The organism is Sandarakinorhabdus sp. (assembly GCF_031430775.1).
GTDB lineage: Bacteria > Pseudomonadota > Alphaproteobacteria > Sphingomonadales > Sphingomonadaceae > Sandarakinorhabdus.
On the sequence record NZ_JANPCD010000087.1, the window covers coordinates 1 to 20,948 of the forward strand.

At 65.0% G+C, this 20,948-nt stretch carries 17 protein-coding genes and 1 pseudogene; 9 read left to right on the forward strand and 9 right to left on the reverse strand.

Annotated elements, in window-relative coordinates; translation table 11 throughout:
- The coding region (locus tag RMQ73_RS04975; protein ID WP_310496983.1) for a glutathionylspermidine synthase family protein at positions 1–120 on the forward strand (120 nt) is incomplete at its 5' end.
- A 6-nt stretch (positions 121–126) separates the two neighbouring features.
- Here RMQ73_RS04975 and ilvD read toward each other — a convergent pair.
- Complete coding sequence (ilvD, locus tag RMQ73_RS04980) at positions 127–1,845, reverse strand: dihydroxy-acid dehydratase (RefSeq protein WP_310496957.1); 1,719 nt, start codon at positions 1,843–1,845, stop codon at positions 127–129.
- Positions 1,846–1,943: 98 nt separating this feature from the next.
- Between ilvD and RMQ73_RS04985 the strand changes: the two genes are divergently transcribed.
- Positions 1,944–2,330 (forward strand): VOC family protein, encoded by a 387-nt coding sequence (locus tag RMQ73_RS04985; protein WP_310496958.1) that lies wholly within the window; start codon positions 1,944–1,946, stop codon positions 2,328–2,330.
- Between the two features lie 19 nt (positions 2,331–2,349).
- Here the strand turns inward: RMQ73_RS04985 and RMQ73_RS04990 are convergent, their stop codons facing one another.
- The 5 genes from RMQ73_RS04990 to RMQ73_RS05010 all read right to left on the reverse strand — a co-directional run bounded on the left by RMQ73_RS04990 (position 2,350) and on the right by RMQ73_RS05010 (position 8,152).
- The gene (locus tag RMQ73_RS04990) at positions 2,350–3,069 is read right to left on the reverse strand and encodes an N-formylglutamate amidohydrolase (RefSeq protein WP_310496959.1); all 720 of its coding nucleotides are present in this window, start codon (positions 3,067–3,069) and stop codon (positions 2,350–2,352) included.
- A gap of 174 nt (positions 3,070–3,243) precedes the next feature.
- The gene (locus tag RMQ73_RS04995; protein ID WP_310496960.1) at positions 3,244–3,543 is read right to left on the reverse strand and encodes a hypothetical protein; all 300 of its coding nucleotides are present in this window, start codon (positions 3,541–3,543) and stop codon (positions 3,244–3,246) included.
- Between the two features lie 229 nt (positions 3,544–3,772).
- Positions 3,773–4,588 carry a 4-(cytidine 5'-diphospho)-2-C-methyl-D-erythritol kinase gene (locus RMQ73_RS05000; RefSeq protein WP_310496961.1) on the reverse strand — a complete coding sequence of 272 codons (816 nt, stop codon included), beginning with the start codon at positions 4,586–4,588 and terminating at the stop codon, positions 3,773–3,775.
- A 40-nt stretch (positions 4,589–4,628) separates the two neighbouring features.
- Positions 4,629–6,323 carry a tetratricopeptide repeat protein gene (locus RMQ73_RS05005; protein WP_310496962.1) on the reverse strand — a complete coding sequence of 565 codons (1,695 nt, stop codon included), beginning with the start codon at positions 6,321–6,323 and terminating at the stop codon, positions 4,629–4,631.
- 179 nt (positions 6,324–6,502) lie between these two features.
- Positions 6,503–8,152, reverse strand: coding sequence for an electron transfer flavoprotein-ubiquinone oxidoreductase (locus tag RMQ73_RS05010; RefSeq protein WP_310496963.1), 1,650 nt, complete (start codon positions 8,150–8,152; stop codon positions 6,503–6,505).
- Positions 8,153–8,296: 144 nt separating this feature from the next.
- On the opposite strand from RMQ73_RS05010, the gene RMQ73_RS05015 reads away from it, so the two are divergent.
- From RMQ73_RS05015 to moaB, 3 genes are all read left to right on the forward strand, one after another.
- Positions 8,297–9,052 carry a uracil-DNA glycosylase family protein gene (locus RMQ73_RS05015; protein WP_310496964.1) on the forward strand — a complete coding sequence of 252 codons (756 nt, stop codon included), beginning with the start codon at positions 8,297–8,299 and terminating at the stop codon, positions 9,050–9,052.
- Positions 9,049–10,992 carry a lytic transglycosylase domain-containing protein gene (locus RMQ73_RS05020; RefSeq protein ID WP_310496965.1) on the forward strand — a complete coding sequence of 648 codons (1,944 nt, stop codon included), beginning with the start codon at positions 9,049–9,051 and terminating at the stop codon, positions 10,990–10,992. The genes RMQ73_RS05015 and RMQ73_RS05020 overlap by 4 nt, the downstream gene beginning before the upstream one ends.
- An 84-nt stretch (positions 10,993–11,076) precedes the next feature.
- Positions 11,077–11,604 carry a molybdenum cofactor biosynthesis protein B gene (gene moaB, locus RMQ73_RS05025; RefSeq protein WP_310496966.1) on the forward strand — a complete coding sequence of 176 codons (528 nt, stop codon included), beginning with the start codon at positions 11,077–11,079 and terminating at the stop codon, positions 11,602–11,604.
- An 11-nt stretch (positions 11,605–11,615) separates the two neighbouring features.
- Here moaB and RMQ73_RS05030 read toward each other — a convergent pair whose 3' ends face one another.
- The 3 genes from RMQ73_RS05030 to RMQ73_RS05040 form a co-directional block, all read right to left on the reverse strand.
- The gene (locus tag RMQ73_RS05030) at positions 11,616–13,229 is read right to left on the reverse strand and encodes a long-chain fatty acid--CoA ligase (RefSeq protein ID WP_310496967.1); all 1,614 of its coding nucleotides are present in this window, start codon (positions 13,227–13,229) and stop codon (positions 11,616–11,618) included.
- A gap of 273 nt (positions 13,230–13,502) precedes the next feature.
- Positions 13,503–14,312: a phosphatidylcholine/phosphatidylserine synthase gene (locus tag RMQ73_RS05035; protein ID WP_310496968.1), complete on the reverse strand. Its 810-nt coding sequence runs from the start codon at positions 14,310–14,312 to the stop codon at positions 13,503–13,505.
- A gap of 19 nt (positions 14,313–14,331) precedes the next feature.
- Positions 14,332–15,201 (reverse strand): phosphatidylserine decarboxylase, encoded by an 870-nt coding sequence (locus RMQ73_RS05040; protein WP_310496969.1) that lies wholly within the window; start codon positions 15,199–15,201, stop codon positions 14,332–14,334.
- A gap of 127 nt (positions 15,202–15,328) precedes the next feature.
- On the opposite strand from RMQ73_RS05040, the gene RMQ73_RS05045 reads away from it, so the two are divergent.
- The 4 genes and pseudogenes from RMQ73_RS05045 (at position 15,329) to RMQ73_RS05060 (ending at position 20,926) form a co-directional block, all read left to right on the forward strand.
- The gene (locus RMQ73_RS05045; RefSeq protein ID WP_310496970.1) at positions 15,329–15,913 is read left to right on the forward strand and encodes a TIGR00730 family Rossman fold protein; all 585 of its coding nucleotides are present in this window, start codon (positions 15,329–15,331) and stop codon (positions 15,911–15,913) included.
- A 56-nt stretch (positions 15,914–15,969) separates the two neighbouring features.
- A complete protein-coding gene (locus RMQ73_RS05050) occupies positions 15,970–17,193 on the forward strand; it encodes an NADP-dependent isocitrate dehydrogenase (RefSeq protein WP_310496971.1) in 1,224 nt (407 codons plus the stop codon).
- 72 nt (positions 17,194–17,265) lie between these two features.
- Positions 17,266–19,074 (forward strand): annotated as a pseudogene (locus RMQ73_RS05055) (DUF885 domain-containing protein).
- A 25-nt stretch (positions 19,075–19,099) separates the two neighbouring features.
- The gene (locus tag RMQ73_RS05060; protein WP_409049835.1) at positions 19,100–20,926 is read left to right on the forward strand and encodes a DUF885 domain-containing protein; all 1,827 of its coding nucleotides are present in this window, start codon (positions 19,100–19,102) and stop codon (positions 20,924–20,926) included.
- Positions 20,927–20,948 lie beyond the last annotated feature (22 nt).

Here is a 20,948-nt window from a genome sequence, read left to right on the forward strand (position 1 = left end):
CAGCATGCCGTGATCGGCAGCTGGGTCGTCGATGGTGCGCCGGTTGGTATCGGCATCCGCGAAGATGGCCCGATTACGGGCAATCTGGCGCGCTTCGTTCCGCATGTGATTTGCGAATAAAAACGGTCAAATATCTGCAAATACGTGGGTTTCCGAAGCGGCGCCGGGATGCGTGACCGCGCCCCCGCGTGCCGGGCCGACCAATCGCGCGAATTTCCAGATGGCGCCTGATTGATAGTCGTGGGCGCGCGGTTGCCAGACCGCACGGCGCGCCGCGAGAGTGGCGTCATCGACTTCGAGGTCGATGGTGCCGGCGCTGGCGTCGATGCTGATGATGTCACCGTCCTCGACCAGGGCAATCGGGCCGCCCAACGCTGCTTCCGGGCCGACGTGCCCGATGCAGAAACCGCGCGTTGCGCCGGAAAACCGGCCATCGGTGATCAGCGCCACATGCTCGCCAAGGCCCTGGCCATACAGCGCCGCCGTGGTGGACAGCATTTCGCGCATGCCCGGCCCGCCGCGTGGTCCCTCGTAACGAATGACGATGACGCAGCCCGGCTCGATGCCGCGCGCCTCGACGACTGCAAAGCATTCCTCCTCGCTGTCGAACACCCGCGCAGGGCCGCTGAAAGCGAGGGTCTGCATGCCGGCGACCTTCACAATGGCGCCGTCAGGGGCAAGGCTGCCCCGCAGGCCCACGACGCCGCCGGTTGGCGACAGCGGGTTACTGACCGGGTAAATAACCTTCTGGTCGGGATTCCAGGTCACTTCGGCGATGTTTTCCGCCAGCGTCTTGCCGGTCACGGTCATGCATTCGCCATGCAGCAGCCCGGCATCGAACAGGGTTTTCATGACCATATAGACGCCGCCGGCATCATACATGTCGCGTGCGACATACCTGCCGCCGGGTTTCAAGTCAGCGATATAAGGTGTTGATTTGAATATCTCGGCCACATCGAACAAATCGAACTTGATGCCGCATTCATGGGCCATGGCGGGCAAGTGCAGCGCGGCATTGGTGGACCCGCCGGTGGCCGCGACGATGCGCGCGGCATTTTCAAACGCCTCGCGCGTGCAGATGTCGCGCGGGCGGATGTTGCGTTCGATCAACGTCATGATCTGGCGGCCCGCAGCAATGGCGATTTCGGCGCGGCTGCCATAGGCCGCAGGGGCCATGTTGCTGTTGGGAAGCGACAGCCCGATCGCTTCGCCGACACAGGCCATGGTGTTGGCGGTGAATTGCCCGCCGCAGGCACCGTGGCCGGGACAGGCGACCTTTTCCAGCGCCGTCAACCGGGCCAGCGGGCAGGAACCGGCGCTGTGGCCGCCCACCGCCTCGAACACATCGACGACGGTGACGTCCTTGTCCTCGAACCGGCCGGGCAGGATCGATCCGCCATAGACAAAGATCGACGGCACATTGAGCCGCAGCATCGCCATCATCATGCCGGGCAAGGATTTGTCGCAACCAGCAAAGCCGATCAGCGCGTCATAACAATGGCCTCTGACCGACAGTTCAACCGAATCCGTAATGCAATCGCGGCTGACGAGGCTGGCCTTCATGCCCTGATGGCCCATGGCGATGCCGTCGGTGACGGTGATGGTGTTGAAACGGCGCGGCATGCCGCCCGCTGCGTCCACGCCTTGGCGGCAGACATCGGCCTGGGCATCCAGCGTCGTGTTGCACGGCGCGGAATCATTGCCGGCCGAAGCAATGCCGACGAACGGCCGGGATATCTCCTCCTCGGTCAGGCCCATGGCATAATAATAGCTGCGGTGCGGCGCGCGCTCCGGGCCGACCGAAACATGGCGGCTGGGAAGCTTCGACTTGTCGAATCGTGTCATGTGAAACCTATTTCAAACAATATTCTTGCTTTGCGCCGGTGCAGCTTGCCGGTCAAGCCGACGCGGCGCACTCTAGTTCACAAATAGGGAGATGGCACATGGGCGTCGAGGGCATGGGTGGGCTGTTTTTCCGGGCAAAGGACCCAAAAGCTCTGGGGGAATGGTATCGGACCCATCTGAATGTTGGCGGCGGCTGCAACGCCAGCGGCGGCGGCGAAACCAATGAATGGATATGGCAGACCATGGCCGGACCGATGGTGTTTGCGCCCTTCAAGGCCGACACCGATTATTTCGCCGCCGACAAGGCGTTCATGATCAACCTGCGCGTATCGGGTCTTGATGCGCTGCTCCAGAGCCTGGCATCGGCTGGCATTGCAGTGGAGACTCGCGCCGAATGGGACACGCCGGAGGTTGGCCGTTTTGCGCGCATCCATGACCCGGAAGGCAATGCCATCGAACTGTGGGAGCCGGTGGGAACCACCTGAATGAGCAGGCTGAACCGGGCTAAACCGGGCCAAGTTGGCGACGCACGGCGGCGATGACACCGGCCAGCACATGCGCCCAGTGCGCGATGCCCGCCGCATCGCGCAGGCCGTCGTTGCGCACCTCGATGCCCAGATACGGGATACCCGCCCCCTCTGCGTGCCGGTTCATCGTGTAATTGAGGTCGCGCCCGGAATAGGGCTGGTTGTCGCCGACATGCAGGCCATAGGCCGCCAGCGCCGCAATGCCCGGCAACGCGGCGCGGTCGTCGGTGTTGTACAGCACGCCGACCGGCCATGGGCGCGGCTCGTCCGGGCGTGTCGCCAGTTGCGGCGTGAAGCTGTGGATGCTGACCAGCATGATGGGGCGGCGACCGGCAATTTCGGCAGCCACACGGACATGATAGGGCTGGTGGATCGCCGTCAACCGCAGGGCGCGTTCGGCTTCGGGCAGATTCCAGTTGCCGGGGATGACATGGCCATCGCTGGCGGCGGGAATGGCGTTTTCCGGCTCACGGTTTAGATCGATGACGAGGCGGGACACCGATGCAATGATCGCCGGCGCCGACAACAGCGCCGCAAGTGCGCGGGTCAGCGGGTCTGTGCCGATATCGACGGCAATATGGTCCTCCAGCATCGCCGGCGGCAGGCCCAGCATCACGCCGGCTGGCACGAAATTCGAGGCATGATCGGCGATCATCAACATGTCCGCTGTGCCATCAAGGACAACGGGCATGGTCATGATCGGGGCGGCGCGAACACAGGCATTCCCCTGTGATAGCGATAGTGCGTCACCAGAAAAAGAGCATGATGACCGGGCATGAAAAAAGGGCCGGCGCCCGGGGGGAGGGAGCGCCGGCCCTTAGGGGCATCCTGGGGTCAGGATATCGTGGTGGGGACAGGCCCCGCGAAACGCTTACTGGGCAGTCGGCGCGGTGCTGAGCGCGGCCAGTTCGGTGCCGAGCAGCTTGGCAGCGGCAGCAAACTTCTTGCCGGCTTCAAAGCGGTTGTCGGCAGCGCACAGCTTTTCACCGGTCGAAACCAGCTTCAACGCCTTGGCAGCGTTACCGGCAGGTGCCGTCTGGGCGAGCGTGCGGATCTGGCCGGGGGTGGCGGCGCAGCTGACGTCCGAAGCCTGGGCAGGCACGGCAGCAGCGGCGAGAAAAACGGTCGAGAGGGCGATGGCCAGCGGGGCGGCAAACATACGGATCGACATGGCAGGTCTCCTGTTCGTTGTGGCTCGGGGGAGCCGGTTGAGTGATGCTCAGTTCAACTGAGTCCCGCTTTAAGTGATGCTCAAAATCTCGTCAACAGGAAATTTGAGTGCCATTCAATTGCTGCACTGCACATACGTCTTTTCAACACCTTCAGCCAATTGCTATTGCAAATATGCGTCAACCCGCCACAGAAATGCAGCGCCAAGCAGGACGGGATGTGAGCGCGACTCAGCGAATCGTTGTTGCGGCGGTCCACCAGCCGGCATTTGCCGCCACCCCCGCGGCAAGATCGCGCGAGGCCGTGTCGGCATAAAGCGCAAGGCACGTAGCGCCCGACCCGCTCATCCGCACAAGCACGGCGCCGATGGTCGATGCGAGCAAAGCAAGCACATCGGCAATCACCGGCGCAATGGCGATCGCAGCCGCCGTCATGTCGTTGCGCAGCGCCGACAGCGGCAGGCCTGCGTCAATGCCCCCCAGGTCAATGCGGTCCCAGCCGGCAAACACCGGACCCGTGGCCACGGCCACACGCGGATTGACGAGCAGCAGCGGGGCTCCCGCCAGGCTGTGCGGCCAGGGCGACAGATCATCACCCCGCCCCAGCCCCAGGCACGTCTGCTGCAACAGGCAAGCCGGCACATCGGCGCCCAGCGCTGCCGCAATCGGCAACAACGCATCAAGCGGCCAGTCCAGCCCCCACAGCCGGTTCAGCAGCCGCAGCGCCGCCGCCGCATCGGCCGAGCCGCCGCCCAGCCCGGCGGCCACCGGAATATGTTTTTCAAGATGGATGGCGGCACCCGCTGCTATGCCGGCCCGCATCTGCAAGGCGCGGGCGGCGCGCAGGACCAGATTGTCATCCCCTGCCCCGGCCGGCCCGGCATATTCGCCGGCCATGGTCAGCGACAGCACAGGCGCGGGCTCTGCTGTCAGCGTGTCGCCGAAATCGGTGAAGGCAAACACCGTTTCGAGGTCGTGATAACCGTCGGGCCGCCGGCGGCGCAGGTGCAGGGCCAGATTGATCTTGGCAGAGGCGGTTTCGATCATGCGCGGCATTGACCCCGGCGAATGTGCGAAGGCAAGCTTGTTACTGCGTTTTTCCGGGCGCATCGGCCCCGGACGCATCGGCCATCGCCAGCGCTGCATCAAGGCCAAAATCCAGCTTGGCCTGAAGCGCGGACTTGAGCTTGGCATCAGGTTCCAGCCCCAGCGCCTGGCGCCAGCGGAACCGCGCCTCGATCCGGCGGCCGACCTGCCAATAGGCGTCGCCGAGATGGTCGGTGATGGTTGGGTCGCCGGGTTCCAGCGCCCATGCCCGTTCCAGCGCCGTTACGGCGGCATCGAACTGGCCGCGGCGATATTGGCTCCAACCGAGGGAATCGGCGATGCCGCCATCGCCGGGGCGCAGGTCGGCGGCCTTTTCGATCAAGGCAACGGCCTCGCCCAGCTTCTCGCCGCGATCGAGCAAGGAATAGCCGAGATAATTGAGCACCATCGCTTCACCGGGAGCACGTGTGAAAGCGGCGCGCAGATCCGATTCGGCCTGTGGCCATTTGCCGGCACGTTCCCACATGCTGCCGCGAAGGAAATAGGGCGACCAACTGTCCTCGCTGTCGGGCGATGTGGATTGCAGTGCAATGACCCGGTCATAGGCCGCCGCCGCTTCGGCATAGCGGGTGCCCCTGCGATACCAATTGGCCAGTGCCGTCCAATCCTGCGGCGTGGCGTCCGGCGCAAGCGTGGCCGCCTGGAGCAGCACGCCGGCCTGCTGGCTGCGGCCCATGCCTTCGAGCACTTCGGCGCGGCGGGCCCGGGCAGCGGCAAACAGCGCGTCATCGCCAGCGATCCGGTCATAGGCGGCCAGCGCGGCCTGCCGCTGGTTGCCGCGCGCCAGCACATCGCCGCAGACAATCCAGCTTGCCGCAATGTCGGGCGCCAGAAACGTGCCGACGCGTGCGAACAGCAGCGCAAGCGGCACGGGCCGTTCGCGCGACAGGTCCACGGCCAGCCGCGCCGCCATCCAGCCGATGGCGCGGCGCGCATCGGGAGCCAGTGCGCCGATCCGCTTACCGGCAAGCAGCCGGGCCCGGGCCGCAACAGTCGGCGCGTCGTTGCCCGACAGCGCCGCCAGCGCCGCGTCCGGCTTGCCGGCCATCGCTAGCGCATCCGCCTCGCCGACGCGCAGGAACGAAATACCGCCGCCGGTGCTGGCGCGCAGGTCGTAATAGGCCTTGGCCGCTTCGGGCCAGCGCGCTGCAGCCGCCAGCATATGGGCGCGTTGTTCGGATACATAGGACCGGACGAAGCCGCTATAGGCTGCCGGATCCAGCCTTGCCAAAGCGGCATCGGTGTCGCCGCGACTGAATGTGATCCATGCCTCGGCAATCGGATTGACGACCTGGGCATAGCCGATGGTGCCCAGCCCTGACCTTGCCTGAGCGGCGCCGGCAAAATCGCGCCGCAATATGGCATCGGCCAACCGCACGAGCATGACATCGGCGTCGCCCTTGAAGCCGGGGGTCAATTCACGGGCCAGGACAAAGGCGCGGGTCTGGTCGCCGGCAGCCACGACGACTTCGAACGTGCGGCGCGGCAGGCCCTTGGCATCGGGTGCGCGCGTGCGAGCGTCCTCCAGCAAACGCGAGGCAAGGCCCAGTTCGGAATCGGCGGCGGCGTGGCGACCAAGGACATAGCTGTGCAACGGCGACTGGGTCAGCGCGGTGGTGCGTGCCTCGGCCGTGACGGCGACAGCGAACAGGGCGATGGCAAGGGGGGAGCGCATGCCAAGGTGGTAACACGGGTCGGGGGATGGGGGGAAGGCGAGTGTATGGTGTGTGCCAACGGCTCGGTCGCGGGCAAAGCCCGCGACTCGTCAGACGGGTTCTGCCGGCTTGGAGCCGTCAGCCCCGCTGGCCGAGCTTGCGCCTGTCGGCGCGCGATGCGCGCGCTCGCGGCGCCGCGCTACATATTCGGAGAGTTCGGGCCGCCGCCGCCTTCGGGGACCACCCAGGTGATATTCTGGCTCGGGTCCTTGATATCGCAGGTCTTGCAGTGGACGCAGTTTTGCGCGTTGATCTGGAAGCGCGGATTGCCCTCCTCGACTCCGACCACCTCATAGACGCCAGCCGGGCAATACCGCTGCGCCGGTTCGTCGAACAGCGCGTAATTGACCTCGATCGGCACATTGGGATCGGTCAGCCTGAGATGGACGGGCTGGTCTTCCTCATGGTTGGTGCTCGACAGGAACACGCTGGTCAGCTTGTCGAAGCTGAAGACGCCATCGGGCTTGGGATAGACGATCTTTTTCGCTTCGCCCTTGCGGCGCATGTGCTTGTAATCGGGGCTGAGCTTGAAGGTAAAGGGCAGCTCATAGCCCAGATATTCCATCCACATCATAAGGCCGCCCAGCGCGGTGCCGATGACATTGCCGAACTTTTCCACTGCCGGCAGGACGTTGCGGACCATCTTCAGCTCGTCGAAGACCCAGCTTTGCTTGTAGGCGGCGCCATAGGCGACCAGTTCGTCATTGCTCCGCTGCTTGGCGATGGCTTCGACCGCTGCTTCGGCGGCCATCATGCCGGTCTTCATGGCGGTGTGGCTGCCCTTGATGCGCGGCACGTTGAGGAAACCGGCACTGCATCCGATCAGCGCGCCGCCGGGGAAGGTCAGCTTGGGCACAGCCTGCCAGCCGCCATCGTTGATGGCCCGCGCGCCATAGGACACGCGGCGGCCGCCTTCGAGGATTTCGCGCACGGCTGGGTGCGTCTTGAACCGCTGGAATTCGTCGAACGGCGACAGGCTGGGGTTGTCGTAATTCAGCCAGACGGAGAACCCGATCGCCACCTGACCATTCGCCTGATGATAGATGAACCCGCCGCCATTGGCATCCGACAGCGGCCAGCCCTGCGAATGGATGACACGGCCGGGCGCATGTTTTTCAGCCGGAATGTCCCAGAGTTCCTTGAGGCCGATGCCATAGATTTGCGGCTGGCTGTCCTTGCACAGGTCGAAACGCTTCATCAGCTGCTTGGACAGATGCCCGCGCGCGCCCTCGGCAAAAAACGTGTATTTGGCATGAAGTTCCAGGCCAGGCTGCCAGCTGTCCTTCTTCTGGCCGTCGCGGCCGATGCCCATGTCGCCCGTGGCAACGCCCTTGACGCTGCCGTCATCGTGGAACAGCACTTCGGCGGCGGCAAAGCCGGGGAAAATCTCGACACCCAGCGCCTCGGCCTGCCCCGCCAGCCAGCGGCACAGATTGCCAAGCGAAACCGTGTAGCAGCCCTTGTTCTGCATGAACGGCGGCAACAGGCCGTGCGGAAATTCGTATTTCTTGCCCTCGGTGAGGATCCAGTGATGGTTTTCGGTCACCGGCACGCTCAATGGGCTGTCCATGTCGCGCCAGTTCGGCAGCAGTTCATCGAGGCTGCGCGGGTCCACCACCGCGCCCGACAGGATATGCGCGCCGATTTCGGAGCCTTTTTCGAGAATGCACACCGACAGTTCAAGGCCGAGTTCGGCCGCCTTTTGCTTCGCCTTGATGGCAGCGCACAGGCCCGCAGGGCCGCCGCCGACAATGACGATGTCATAGGGCATGGATTCTCTGTCGCTCATATCGCTCGGCCTGTTCCCTCTTGCTGCCCATGCTTATCGGCACGTCGCAGCTTTGCCATGGTTCATCAGATACTAGCGTGCCCGGCGCTTGACCAGAGACACAAGGGCGCATCTTTTGGAGCGGTGATCGAAACTGCCCCCACCTTGCCTGCCGACCCCGCGATCAGCCTTGCCATGCTGGAATGGCTGGCTGCCGCCGGCAGTGATGCGGGCGTGGCGGCAGAGCCGAAATCCTGGCTGGCACCGGCGCCGGTGGCTGCGCCCGTGGTGGCAAGCGCGCCCGCTGCGATGCCAAAGGCGAACGCTGTTGCCAAAGCCGCCGCACCGCGCGTCGCTGTCGCTGTGCCGGCACCGTGCCAAGCAGCAGAATTGGCGGCGGGAGCCGATACGATCGCGGCCCTGAATTCGGCGCTTGGTGGTTTTGCGCATCCGCTTCGCAAGGCCGATGCCGCGCCGCAGCTTTGCGCCGGCAACCCAGCTGCCGGCATCATCATCCTGTGCGACCGCCCGGAACCAGCAGGGCCGATCACGGTCATGCTGGACCGGATGCTTGCTGCCATCGGGCTGGACTGGGAAAAGGCGGCGCTGGTCCACCGCCTGCCATGGGCCACTATTGGCAATATCGAGCCGCGCGAGGACCAGTTCGCCGCCTTTGCGCCCTTTGTGGACCGGCTGTTCACACTGGCGCCGCCGCGTTTCATCCTGGCGTTGGGCCAGGCGTCATCGGCGATTGCAGGGCCGGCGGCATCAGTCGGCCGGGCGCGCGGCACCTGGTTCGACTTTGCCGGCGCGCGGCTGATGCCCAGTTTCCACCCGCGCCGGCTTCATGACCAGCCCGCGCTCAAGGCCAAGGCTTTTGAAGACCTCAAGACCTTTGCCGCAGCGATTGCAGCGGCATGATGGCCCGTGGCGCGCTTGTCACGCTTGCCGTGCTGCTGGCCGGGCCGGCGCAAGCGCAAGTTGCCGCCGCCGGAGCGCCTGTTTCGGAAGCGCCGATCACCGTGACCGGCCTGCGCGATGGCATTACCCCGCGGCAACGGGCAGTGCCCCGGCAACTGACCGATGACGAGCGCGCGCTTTGGCGGCAGATTTTCGCCGATATCGACGCTGGCCGCACCAGCGCCGCAGAAAAATCGATGGCGGCGGCCACAAAGGCCGGAGCGATTGCGGCATCGGAGGCGGGTCAGGAAACCGCCCTGCTGGCCAATACCGCCAAGGCGCAGTTGATCGTGGTACGCGGGCCAGCCGGCATGAGCCGCGCCGATCTGGCCGCCTGGCTCGAACTGGCCAAGGACCTGCCACAGGCCGCCAAGGTGGCGCAGATTGCCGCCCGCATGCCCGGCGCCGACGAATCGCCGTTGCCGTTGCTGCCGGCCGTCCGGTCCTATGCAAGGGTCAGTGCGCCGTCGCTGCTGCTCGCCCCCGGGCCGCGTGATGCCGAAATCGGTGCGCTGCTCAAGCCGTTGCTGGCCGCCGACTTGAATGCCGATGCCGAACGGCTGTGGCTGGCGCAGGCGCCGTTCCTGACGCCATGGGCCCGCGCCGAATGGGCGCAGCGCATCGCATGGAGCTATTACGGCCAGAACGACAATGACGCCGCTTATCGCCTGGGTCTGGAGGCCGCCAGCGGGTTGGGAAACGCCGGCGCCGATGGTGCGTGGACGGCGGGCCTTGCGGCGTGGCGGCTTGGCAACTGGCAGGATGCGGCGGCGGCTTTTGATATGGTTGGCGGCAAGTTTGCGCGCGCCGATATTGCTGCGGCGGCGGCCTATTGGGCCGGGCGGGCCTGGTTGGCGCTGGGCCGGCGCGACCTGATGATGCAGCGTTTTGCCCTGGCGTCGGGCGCGACCAACAGTTTTTATGGCCTGCTCGCGGCCCGGTCGCTGGGGCAAACCCAGACGCTCGATTGGGCTGAGCCGGATTTCATCACGGCCGACTGGAATTATCTCAAGACCATGCCCGGCGCCCAGCGAGCGGCGGCTTTGGTGGAAATCGGCCAGCTCGGCCTTGCCGACCGCGAACTGCGCCATCTGGCGGCGCTGGCACCGGCAGATGCCTATCCCGCGATTCTGCGGCTTGCGGCGCGGCTCGATTTGCCGGCGACGCAGTACAGCCTTGCCGTCAAGCCGCCGCTGGGCCTGTCGGCGCCGCTTTCGGCGCGCTATCCGGCGCCGGAATGGGTGCCGGCGCGCGGCTGGCGGGTGCCGAGGCCGCTGGTGTTTGCCCATGCCCTGCAGGAATCAGCGTTCATCACCACCGCCACCAGCCGCACCGGCGCACGCGGGTTGATGCAGCTCATGCCCGGCACGGGGCGCGAAGTGAACGACGCCATCAAGCGTGACACCGATGCGGCCGGAACTGATGCCTCAGCCTGGGCCGCTGTCGGCGACATGGCCGATCCGGCGTATAATATCGAAGTGGGCCAGACCTATCTGGAAAAACTGCGCGATGCCGGATCGACAGCCGGGCTGCTGCCCAAGGTGATCGCCGCCTATAATGCCGGGCCGGGCAGCGTGCAGCGCTGGAACGCCAGCCTCGATGACCGGGGTGACCCGCTGCTGTTCATCGAATCCATCCCGTTTCGCGAAACCCGGCATTATGTCGAAATCGTGCTGCGCAACATGTGGATGTACGAATTGCGCGATGGTGCGGTGCCGGCATCGCTGGATGCCATTGCCGCCGGGCTGTGGCCGCGTTTTCCGGGGCTGCCCGGCACCGCCGCGATCAAGGGCGTTGCCCGCCCGGTGCAGACCCTGCCGAGCGTGCCGCGCCCCGAACGGCCGCCGACCCTGTTCGATTTGCCCGAGGATGAACGGGTGACGGTGAGTCTGCGAAATTAGCCCGGCTGGATTGCCAAGGCTGGATTGCTCCGGTTGGATTGCCAAGGCTGGCCAGGGCGTCGCGGCTGTCATAGGCTGCGGCCCATGCCCATCGACTGCGCCCTGCCCTTTTTGCCCCTGAACATCGCGGTCCTGACGGTGTCCGATACGCGCACGCTTGCCGATGACCGGTCCGGCGACACGCTGGTGCAGCGATTGACGGGCGCCGGGCACGCGCTTGCCGCCCGCGACATCGTGCGCGACGATGTGCCGGCAATCGTGCAGCAACTGCGCCGCTGGGTCGCCGATCCGGCGGTTGACTGCATCATCACCACCGGCGGCACCGGCGTGACGGGACGCGACGTGACGCCCGAGGCGCTGGACCAGGTGGCGCACAAGATCATCCCCGGTTTCGGCGAGCTGTTCCGCTGGCTCAGCTTCCAGTCCATCGGCACATCGACCATCCAGTCACGCGCCTGCGCCGGCGTCGCGGACCGGACCTATATCTTCTGCCTGCCCGGCTCGACCGGAGCGGTGAAGGACGGCTGGGACGGCATATTGCTCCACCAGCTCGACAGCCGCCACCGGCCCTGCAACTTTGCCGAACTGATGCCGCGTCTGACGGAGCGTTGATGCCGGCGCCATCACGCCGTCGGCAGTTTGTAGTCCTTGTAGCGGTCCCGCAGTTCGGTCTTGAGCAGCTTGCCGGTCGCGGTGTGCGGCAGGTCGTCGACGATCAGCACATCATCCGGGGTCCACCATTTGGCGATCTTGCCGTCAAGATAAGAAAGCACGGATTCCTTCGTCACTTGCGCGCCTTCCTTGCGGCGGACCAGCAACAATGGCCGTTCGTCCCATTTCGGATGATGGATGCCGATGACGGCGGCTTCGGCAACGCCGGGGGCGCCGACCGCGACATTTTCCAGGTCGATGGACGATATCCATTCTCCGCCCGACTTGATGACGTCCTTGGACCGGTCGACGATCTGCATGTAACCGAGCGGACACAGCGTCGCGACATCGCCGGTATCGAACCAGCCATCGGCATCGAACGCGCTCTGACCGTCGCCCTTGAAATAGCTGCCGACGATCCATGGCCCGCGCACCATCAGGCGGCCGAATGCCTTGCCATCACGCGGCAGTTCTTCGCCGTCATAGCTGACGATCTTCATCTCGACCCCGAAAATACCCCGGCCCTGCTTGATACGGTAATCGAGCTGCTGCTCATAAGGCATTGCTTCGATTTCAGTTGTCGGAAAACCGATCGTGCCCAAGGGCGACATTTCGGTCATGCCCCAAAGTTGCAGCACGCGCACGCCCAGCTTGTCATAGGTTTCGATCATGCTGCGCGGCACGGCCGATCCGCCGATGCCGGTGCGGTTCAACTTGCCAAGGTTACCGCCGGTTTTCTCGAGATGCTGCATCATTCCCAGCCAGATGGTCGGCACCGCCAGCGCCAGATCGACACCTTCATCCAGAATCATTTTCTGCAAGGTCGGCGGATCGAAATTGGGGCCGGCCATGACCAGCTTGGCGCCCGCGCAGGCCGCCGTGTACGGAATCGACCAGGCGTTGGCGTGGTACATCGGCGCAATCGGCATGACGACGGTGCGGGCGCCGATGCCGAATGTGTCGGTCATGCAGGCGGCCATGGCGTGCAAGACGTTGGAACGATGGCTGTATTGCACGCCCTTGGGGTTGCCGGTGGTGCCGCTGGTGTAACAAAGCCCTGCGGCTGCGGTTTCGGGCACTTCGGTCCACGGCGCCTGCGGGTCTTCGCCGGCAATTAGGTCCTCGTAGCAAAGCAGGTCGAGTGTGGTGTCCGCCGGCATGTGCGCGCGGTCGGTGAGCAATACGAATTTCTCGATGGTGGTCAGGCGCGGCGCCAGTTTTTCGACGAGCGCCAGGAATGTCAGGTCGAAGAACAGCACCCGGTCTTCGGCATGGGCCGCGATAAAAGCGATCTGGTCCTCGAACAGGCGCGGGTTGATGGTGTGCGCCACGCCGCCCATGCCCGAAATGCCATACCAGCTTTCGACATGGCGCCAGGTGTTCCAGGCCAGTGTCGCCACCCGGTCACCGGGATTGATGCCCATCCGCCGCAGCGCGCCCGCCACTTGCCGCGAGCGATCGCGCACCGTCCGCCAGTTGCTGCGATGGGTGCCGCCTTCGCAGGCCAGGCTGACCACCTCGCGGTCGCCATGAAAGGTTGCGGCATGGTCGATCAGCTTGCCGACCAGCAGCGGCCAATCCTGCATTGTTCCGTACACTTCGTTGTCTCCCGACCATTTCCCTAACCTTAGCCGGTTGGCGTTTTTTGAAAAGGCCCATCAAGGCGTGTCGGGCAGCTGGTTGACATGAGAACAAATAAGGAACATACCGGGCGTTCAAGAGGGAAACGCAACTATGATCACGGTAACGGGACTATTGGTGATGCTGGCCTTTTCGGCCGTCTGGGCAATCGTGTTTGCCATGCTCGGCGCGGCCGGGCCCCGGCTTGATGCAGCGCTGCGCGGCCAGAAATTCGCGCCTCAGGCGTCTGCCTCGGGGCCTGCCTGGGCGGCGCCTTCGCGCGCCTTCATCCGGGCATAGCTGCGCCACGCCAGCGGCACGGCACCGGCATAGGCCAGGCTGATCAACGTCAGCGTCATCCACGGCGTCGTGAACAAGGATCCGGCGAACAGGCCGACCCCGGCCAGCGCCGGCAGACGCCATGCCGGGCGCAGCCGGATCGAACCCCAGCTGAAGGTCGGCAGGCTGGACACCATCAGGAATGCCACCGGTATGACCACCGCCGCAGCAATGGTGGCGCGAACTTCGAGATTGTCCATGAATGCCGGTTCCAGCCAGAAGGTCAGGAACATCGGGCTGAGCGAAATGCCCGCCGCCACAGGCGCCGGAATGCCGGTCAGATAGCCAAGCCGCTTGTGGGGCTGCTCCTCGGCATCGATCTGGGCGTTGAAACGCGCCAGCCGCAACGCACAGGTGACGGCATGCGCCAGCGCAATCACCCAGCCGACGCCGGGCAGATATTGCAGCGCCCACAAATAGATGATCAGCGTGGGTGCCACGCCGAACGCAGTCACGTCGGACAGGGAATCCAGTTCCGCACCAAAACGGCTGCTCGCCTTGAGCAGCCTGGCGATGCGCCCGTCGATGCCGTCGAGCACGCCGGCGGCGACCACGGCAGCCACAGCCTTTTCCCATTCACCGCCAATGGCAAAGCGCACGCCAGTCAGACCGGCGCACAAAGCCAGAATAGTGACCGCATTGGGGATGACCGCTCGCAGCGGGATACCAAAGCGTCGCCGGCCCGGCACCGGCACGTCGTGCAGGCTCATCGCGGCGGCGCCTGTGCTGTCACTGTGAATGGCTGCCCGACATCACGGACACGCCGCGCCGCGCCAGCACGGTTTCACCGGCCACGGCCCGCTGGCCCACAGCCACCGACGGCACATAGCCTGCCGGCAGATAGACATCGACGCGGCTGCCAAAGCGGATAAGCCCGAATCGCTCGCCGACCTTGAGGGTCTGGCCGGGCTCCACCCATTTCATGATGCGCCGCGCCACCAGCCCGGCGATCTGTGTGAAGCCGACGCGCACGCCGCTGGCGTCTTCCATGACGAAATACTGGCGCTCATTTTCATCGCTGGCCTTGTCGAGGTCGGCATTGAGGAACTTACCCGGCACATAGACGATGCGGGTCATCCGACCCGCAATTGGCGCGCGGTTGATATGCACATCAAAGACATTCATGAACACCGAAATACGGGCCACCTGCCCGGCTGCCAGTCCGTCGTCACCGACCAGCTGGCGCGGCGCATCGACCATGGTGATCAGGCTGACCAGGCCATCGGCAGGCGACACGATCATGCCTTCACCAAGTGGCGTCACCCGCACCGGATCACGGAAGAATGCCGCAATCCACAGCGCCACACCGGCGAGCGGCCAGGCCAGCCAGCTCCATTCCAGCACAAAGCCGAAGAACAGCACGGCGACCAGCGCGATGCCGACGAACTTGCGCCCTTCGGGATGCATGTCGGGAATGCGGTACTTGGCCGATTCGCCCGGCACCAACGGCAGCGGCCCGGCATTTACCGGCGTTCCCGGAACCGTCAGCGGCGTCTCGGCAATAATCGCCGGAGCAGCAACCGGCGCCGGATCGGCAAGCGGCGCCAAAGGATCGGACACGGCGGGAGACTGTGGTTCGGGGGCGTTTTCATCGGACATGCCCCGCGCTTTATGCGGGAAACACGAAAATGCATAGAGGGCGCGCCTGCGAGCGGCCAACCTGCGATTGGTCCGCCGTGCATATTCATGGGGTGACGGCGGTCATCGGCTTTGGCATGGGCGGTGGATGATCACATCCCTGCTCTTGTTTTGCGGTTCGCGTACCGGCCATGATTCTGCGCAGGCGGCACTGGCCGATCAGCTGGGCCGGCTGCTGGCGCGGTCCGGCGTCACGCTGGTGTTTGGCGGCGGCGGCGTGGGCCTGATGGGCATTGCCGCGCGCGGATGCATGGCCGAGGGCGGGCGCGTCATCGGTATCATCCCGCGCCTGCTGATGACCGTTGAGATTGCGCAGGCCGGGCTTGCCGAAATGCATGTCGTTGAAACACTTCATGAACGAAAGGCGTTGATGCACGCTATGTCGGACGCGATCCTGGCGTTGCCCGGCAGCATCGGCACGCTGGACGAGTTGTTCGAAAGTCTGACCTGGCGGGAGCTTGGTATCCATGACAAGCCGATCTGGCTGCTGGGCGCCAATGATTATTGGGCGCCGCTGACGGCGCTGATGGGGCATATCGCCCAGCAGGGGTATGGCCCGCCGCATCTGGACCGGCTGGCCGAGCCGTTGCCCGACCTGGCGACGCTTGCCGAACGCATGGCCGATACTCATCCGGCACGGTCCCCATTGACCCATTCCGCCCCAAGCCCCTAGAGACGGCTTCAAATCGCCGCAGTCGCTCACAGCCGTCGCATACAGAGGTATCCGCCATGCCGAAGATCAAGGTCGCAAATCCCGTCGTCGAACTGGACGGGGATGAAATGACCCGGATCATCTGGCAGTGGATTCGCGAACAGCTGATCCTGCCCTATCTCGATATCGACCTGCGCTATTTCGATCTTGGTATCGAACACCGCGACGACACCGATGACAAGGTCACGGTGCAGTCCGCCAATGCCATCAAGGAATTCGGCGTCGGCGTGAAATGCGCCACCATCACGCCCGACGAAGCGCGCGTGAAGGAATTCGGCCTCAAGCGCATGTGGAAATCGCCGAACGGCACCATCCGCAACATCCTGGGCGGTGTCGTGTTCCGCGAACCCATCGTCATCAAGTCGGTGCCGCGCCTGGTGCCCGGCTGGACCGATCCCATCGTCATCGGCCGCCATGCCTTTGGCGACCAATATCGCGCCACCGATTTCCGCGTCCCCGGCCCCGGCAAGCTGACCATGAAGTGGGAAGCGCAAGACGGCTCGCAAGTCATTGAACATGAGGTGTTCGAGTATCCCTCGGCCGGCGTTGCCATGGGCATGTACAACCTTGACGATTCGATCCGCGACTTTGCCCGCGCCAGCCTGAACTATGGCCTTGTCCGCCAGTGGCCGGTGTATCTGTCCACCAAGAACACCATCCTCAAGGCCTATGACGGCCGCTTCAAGGACCTGTTTCAGGAGGTCTATGACGAAGAGTTCAAGAGCCAGTATCGCAAGCTGGGCATTGTCTACGAACATCGCCTGATCGACGATCTGGTGGCATCGGCACTGAAATGGTCGGGCAAGTTCATCTGGGCGTGCAAGAATTACGACGGCGATGTGCAGTCCGACATGGTCGCGCAGGGCTTTGGCAGCCTCGGCCTGATGACGTCGATCCTGCTGACGCCCGACGGCCAGACCGTCGAGGCCGAAGCCGCGCACGGCACCGTCACCCGCCATTACCGCATGCATCAGGAAGGCAAGCCGACCAGTACCAACCCGATCGCGTCGATTTTTGCCTGGACGGGCGGCCTGAAGCATCGCGGCAAGCTGGATGGCACGCCCGAGGTCACGCGCTTTGCCGAAACGCTGGAGCGGGTCTGCATCGAAACCGTCGAGGAAGGCGCCATGACCAAGGATCTGGCACTGCTCATCGGTCCCGATCAGGCCTGGATGACCACGGAGAAGTTCTTCGAGGCCATCCGAGTCAATCTCGACAAGGCCATTGTTGCAGGGCTTTGACCAGACCCCTTTTCAACGCTGGAAGCCTCGCTTAGACGTTCCCTCCTGGGTGTCAGGGGGGAATGCATGACGATCGATCGCCGCCAGATGATGGCCGCCACGGTGTTGGCGACGGGGGCAGCCGCGCTGCTGCCTGCCGCCGCCAGGGCGCAAGCCGGCAGCGAGGACACGCGGCTGCTGACGCTGCTGGATGCGTTCTTCAACGAAGGTATCGATGACAGCCCGGAACAGGCCACCAGCCTCGGGCTCGACAAGGACGCCCGCGCCGCGCTGAAATCGCAATTGTCCGATGCCTCGCGGGCCGGCCAGCAAAAACGACTGGCCCGCGCCGGCGAACGGCTCACCCGCCTGAAGGCCATCGACCGCAGCGCCTTGTCGCCGGCGCGGCAGCTCGATTTCGATGTCGTCGAATATGATCTGGTGCGTGGGCAGGCCAATGCCGCCCGCTTCACCTTCGGCACTGCACGCGGCAATTTCCAGCCCTATGTGCTCAGCCAGCAGCATGGCCCCTATCAATCCGTGCCGGATTTCCTCGACAGCCAGCACCGCGTCACAAATGCCGCCGATGCCGATGCCTATCTGTCGCGCCTTTCGGCCTTTGCCGGCGCGCTGGATGCCAATCTCGATTGGGCGAACACCGATGCACGGCGCACGGTCATTGCGCCCGACTTCGCGCTCGACCTGACGCTGGGCCAGTTGACTGCCATCCGCAACCAGAGCGCGGCCGGCACGATTCTGGCCGCCAGCCTGGCACGAAAGGCCAAGGCAGCCGGGCTGCCTGCCGGCTATGGCGACCGCGCCGTCGCCATCGTCGAACGCGAAATCTTCCCGGCCTATGACCGGTATATCGCCGGCGTGAAGGCGCTGCGGGCCAAGGCCAGCGCCGATGCCGGTGTCTGGCGCCTGCCGGACGGCGAGGCCTATTATGACGCCGCTGTCAAAGCCTCGACCACGACCAACATGACGCCCGCGCAAGTGCATGCGCTGGGGCTGGCGCAGGTTGCCGAAATCACCGGGCGCCTCGATGGGATGCTGAAGGCGCAGGGCCTCAGCCAGGGCACAGTCGGCGAGCGGCTGGTGGCGCTGGGCAATCGCCCCGGCCAGCAATATGCCAATGACGATGCCGGCCGCGCCGCGCTGATCGTCAAGCTGAACGAGCAGATCAAGGACGCCATGCCGCGTTTGCAGAACCTGTTCGTGACATTGCCGCGCGCGCCCGTCGAAGTGCGGCGCGTGCCGGCCTTCATCCAGGACGGCGCCGCCAATGGCTATTATCAGGGGCCGGCGCCCGATGGGACGCGCCCCGGCGCATTTTACATCAACCTCAAGGACACGGCGGAATGGCCGGCGTTCACACTGGCGACGCTGACCTATCACGAGGCCGTGCCGGGCCATCACATGCAGGTCGCCATCGCGCAGGAAAGCCCTGATGTGCCGATGTTGCGGCGGCGCGGCGGCTATAGTGCCTATTCCGAAGGCTGGGCGCTGTATGCCGAACAGGTGGCCGACGAGCTTGGTGACTAGGACGGCGATCCGCTGGGCCGCATCGGCTATCTGCAAAGCTTCCTGTTCCGTGCGGCGCGGCTCGTGGCTGACACCGGCCTGCATTACAAGCGCTGGAGCCGCGAGACGGCGACCGATTATTTCGTCGCCACGACGGGTTACGCGCGCGGACGCTCTCAACGCGAGATCGAGCGTTATTCGGTCAATCCCGGCCAGGCGCTGAGCTACAAGATCGGCCATATGCAATGGGCGCGGCTGCGCGATGCGGTCAAGGCCAAGCAGGGCGACAAGTTCGACCCCCGCCAGTTCCACGAGATATTGCGGCTTGGCGCCATGCCGCTGGTGCTGCTGGAACGCGAAGTGATGCGGCGCGCTTGAGGATATGAGCATGACCAGGATGACGATGGATCGCCGCCAGTTGCTGGCTGGTGTCGCCGCGCTAGCCGGGCCGGTTGCCGCGCAAGTGGCTTCGCCGGGTGACAGGGCTTCGTCGGGAGACAGGGCTTCGCCGGGAGACAGGGCCTTGCTGGCGCTGTTCGATGCCATGTTTGCCGAAGGTGTGGCCGAAGCGCCGGAGCGGGCAACTTCGCTGGGGCTGGATACCGGCGCCTTGTCCGGTCTCAAGTCGCGGCTCAGCGATTACAGCAATGCCGGCAAGGCGCGGTCGCTGGCGCGGGCGAAAGACCAGTTGTCCCGGCTGCGCGGCATCGACCGTGCGGCGCTCAGCCCGGCGCGGCAGCTCGATTTCGACATCGTCGGCTTTGATCTCGAACGCGGCATCGAAAGCGAAAGCCGGTTTGCCTTTGGCGAAGCGCGCGGCAATTTCCAGCCCTATGTCATCACCCACAGCGACGGCCCCTATCGCGGCGTGCCCGATTTCCTCGACAGCCAGCACAAGGTTGCGGGAGCCGATGATTCCGGGGCGTGGCTGGCGCGGCTGGAGGCATTCGCCGGCGCGCTCGACCAGAGCACCGCCCGGCTGGAGGAAGATGCAGCGCGCGGCGTGCTGGCGCCGGATTTCCTGCTCGATCTGGCATTGCCGCAGATGCGCGCGCTGCGCGGACAGGCGCCCGAACAGACCATCCTGGTCACATCCCTGGTCAAAAAGGCCAGTGCTGCCGGGGTGGCCGGCGACTGGAGCGCACGGGCCAGCGGCGTTGTCGCCGGCAAGGTGTTTCCGGCGCTGGACCGCCAGATTGCCGCCGTGGCGCGGCTGCGGGCTGGCGCCAGCCCGGATGCCGGGGTGTGGAAACTGCCCGGCGGTGACGAATATTATGACGCCGCCGTCAAATCCTCGACCACCACCAACATGTCGGCGGCGCAAGTCCATGCGCTCGGCCTTGCGCAGGTTGCCGATATCAGCCGGCAACTGGACGGCTTGCTCAAGTCGCAGAACCTGACCCAGGGCAGCGTCGGCGCGCGGCTGGTGGCGCTGAACGAACGGCCCGACCAGACGTTCCCCAACGACGACCCCGGCCGCGAGACGCTGCTGACCGCGCTCAGGGCCAATGTCGCGGCGATGTATCCGCGCCTGCCCGAACTGTTCCACACCCTGCCGCGCGCCGCTGTCGATGTGCGGCGCGTGCCGCCGCTGATCCAGGCGGGCGGAGCCGGCGCCTATTACCAGAGCGGCACGCTGGACGGCGCGCGGCCCGGTGCGTTCTACATCAACCTGACCGATACGTTCGACCGGCCCAAATTCGGCCTGCCGACGGTGACGTTCCACGAGGCGGTGCCCGGCCATCACATGCAGGTGATGATCGCGCTGGAATCGCCTGATGTGCCCGATATCCGCCGCCGCATCGGCTACAGCGCCTACTCCGAAGGTTGGGCGCTGTATGCCGAAACGCTGGCCGACGAGATGGGTTTCTACGACGGCAACCCGCTGGGCCGCATCGGTTATCTGCAAAGCCTGTTGTTCCGCGCGACGCGACTGGTGGTCGATACCGGCATCCATTTCAAACGCTGGAGCAAGGACGAGGCCATCGCGTACATGGTCGAAACCACCGGCTTTGCGCGAGGGCGGACCACGCGCGAAATCGTGCGCTATTGCGCCTCGCCTGGCCAGGCGCTCAGCTACAAGGTCGGCCATACGCGCTGGGTGCAGCTGCGCGATGCCGTCAAGGCAAAACAGGGCGCGAACTTTGATATTCGTGCCTTTCATGAAATCCTGCGTGCCGGGCCGATGCCGCTGGTGCTGCTGGAACGCGAGGTGATGCGCCGGGCCTGAGTTTTACTGCCGGGCGTGACAA

What these genes read in the sequence shown, in the direction of transcription:
- RMQ73_RS05040 (WP_310496969.1), bottom strand. Translation starts at nt 15,201, where the DNA reads ATGTCCGATGAAAACGCCCCCGAACCACAGTCTCCCGCCGTGTCCGAT.
- RMQ73_RS04990 (WP_310496959.1), bottom strand. Translation starts at nt 3,069, where the DNA reads ATGACCATGCCCGTTGTCCTTGATGGCACAGCGGACATGTTGATGATC.
- RMQ73_RS05060 (WP_409049835.1), top strand. Translation starts at nt 19,100, where the DNA reads ATGGATCGCCGCCAGTTGCTGGCTGGTGTCGCCGCGCTAGCCGGGCCG.
- RMQ73_RS05020 (WP_310496965.1), top strand. Translation starts at nt 9,049, where the DNA reads ATGATGGCCCGTGGCGCGCTTGTCACGCTTGCCGTGCTGCTGGCCGGG.
- RMQ73_RS05000 (WP_310496961.1), bottom strand. Translation starts at nt 4,588, where the DNA reads ATGATCGAAACCGCCTCTGCCAAGATCAATCTGGCCCTGCACCTGCGC.
- RMQ73_RS05010 (WP_310496963.1), bottom strand. Translation starts at nt 8,152, where the DNA reads ATGAGCGACAGAGAATCCATGCCCTATGACATCGTCATTGTCGGCGGC.
- RMQ73_RS05050 (WP_310496971.1), top strand. Translation starts at nt 15,970, where the DNA reads ATGCCGAAGATCAAGGTCGCAAATCCCGTCGTCGAACTGGACGGGGAT.
- RMQ73_RS05035 (WP_310496968.1), bottom strand. Translation starts at nt 14,312, where the DNA reads ATGAGCCTGCACGACGTGCCGGTGCCGGGCCGGCGACGCTTTGGTATC.
- RMQ73_RS05030 (WP_310496967.1), bottom strand. Translation starts at nt 13,229, where the DNA reads ATGCAGGATTGGCCGCTGCTGGTCGGCAAGCTGATCGACCATGCCGCA.
- RMQ73_RS05045 (WP_310496970.1), top strand. Translation starts at nt 15,329, where the DNA reads ATGATCACATCCCTGCTCTTGTTTTGCGGTTCGCGTACCGGCCATGAT.
- RMQ73_RS04985 (WP_310496958.1), top strand. Translation starts at nt 1,944, where the DNA reads ATGGGCGTCGAGGGCATGGGTGGGCTGTTTTTCCGGGCAAAGGACCCA.
- RMQ73_RS05005 (WP_310496962.1), bottom strand. Translation starts at nt 6,323, where the DNA reads ATGCGCTCCCCCCTTGCCATCGCCCTGTTCGCTGTCGCCGTCACGGCC.
- RMQ73_RS04995 (WP_310496960.1), bottom strand. Translation starts at nt 3,543, where the DNA reads ATGTCGATCCGTATGTTTGCCGCCCCGCTGGCCATCGCCCTCTCGACC.
- moaB (WP_310496966.1), top strand. Translation starts at nt 11,077, where the DNA reads ATGCCCATCGACTGCGCCCTGCCCTTTTTGCCCCTGAACATCGCGGTC.
- ilvD (WP_310496957.1), bottom strand. Translation starts at nt 1,845, where the DNA reads ATGACACGATTCGACAAGTCGAAGCTTCCCAGCCGCCATGTTTCGGTC.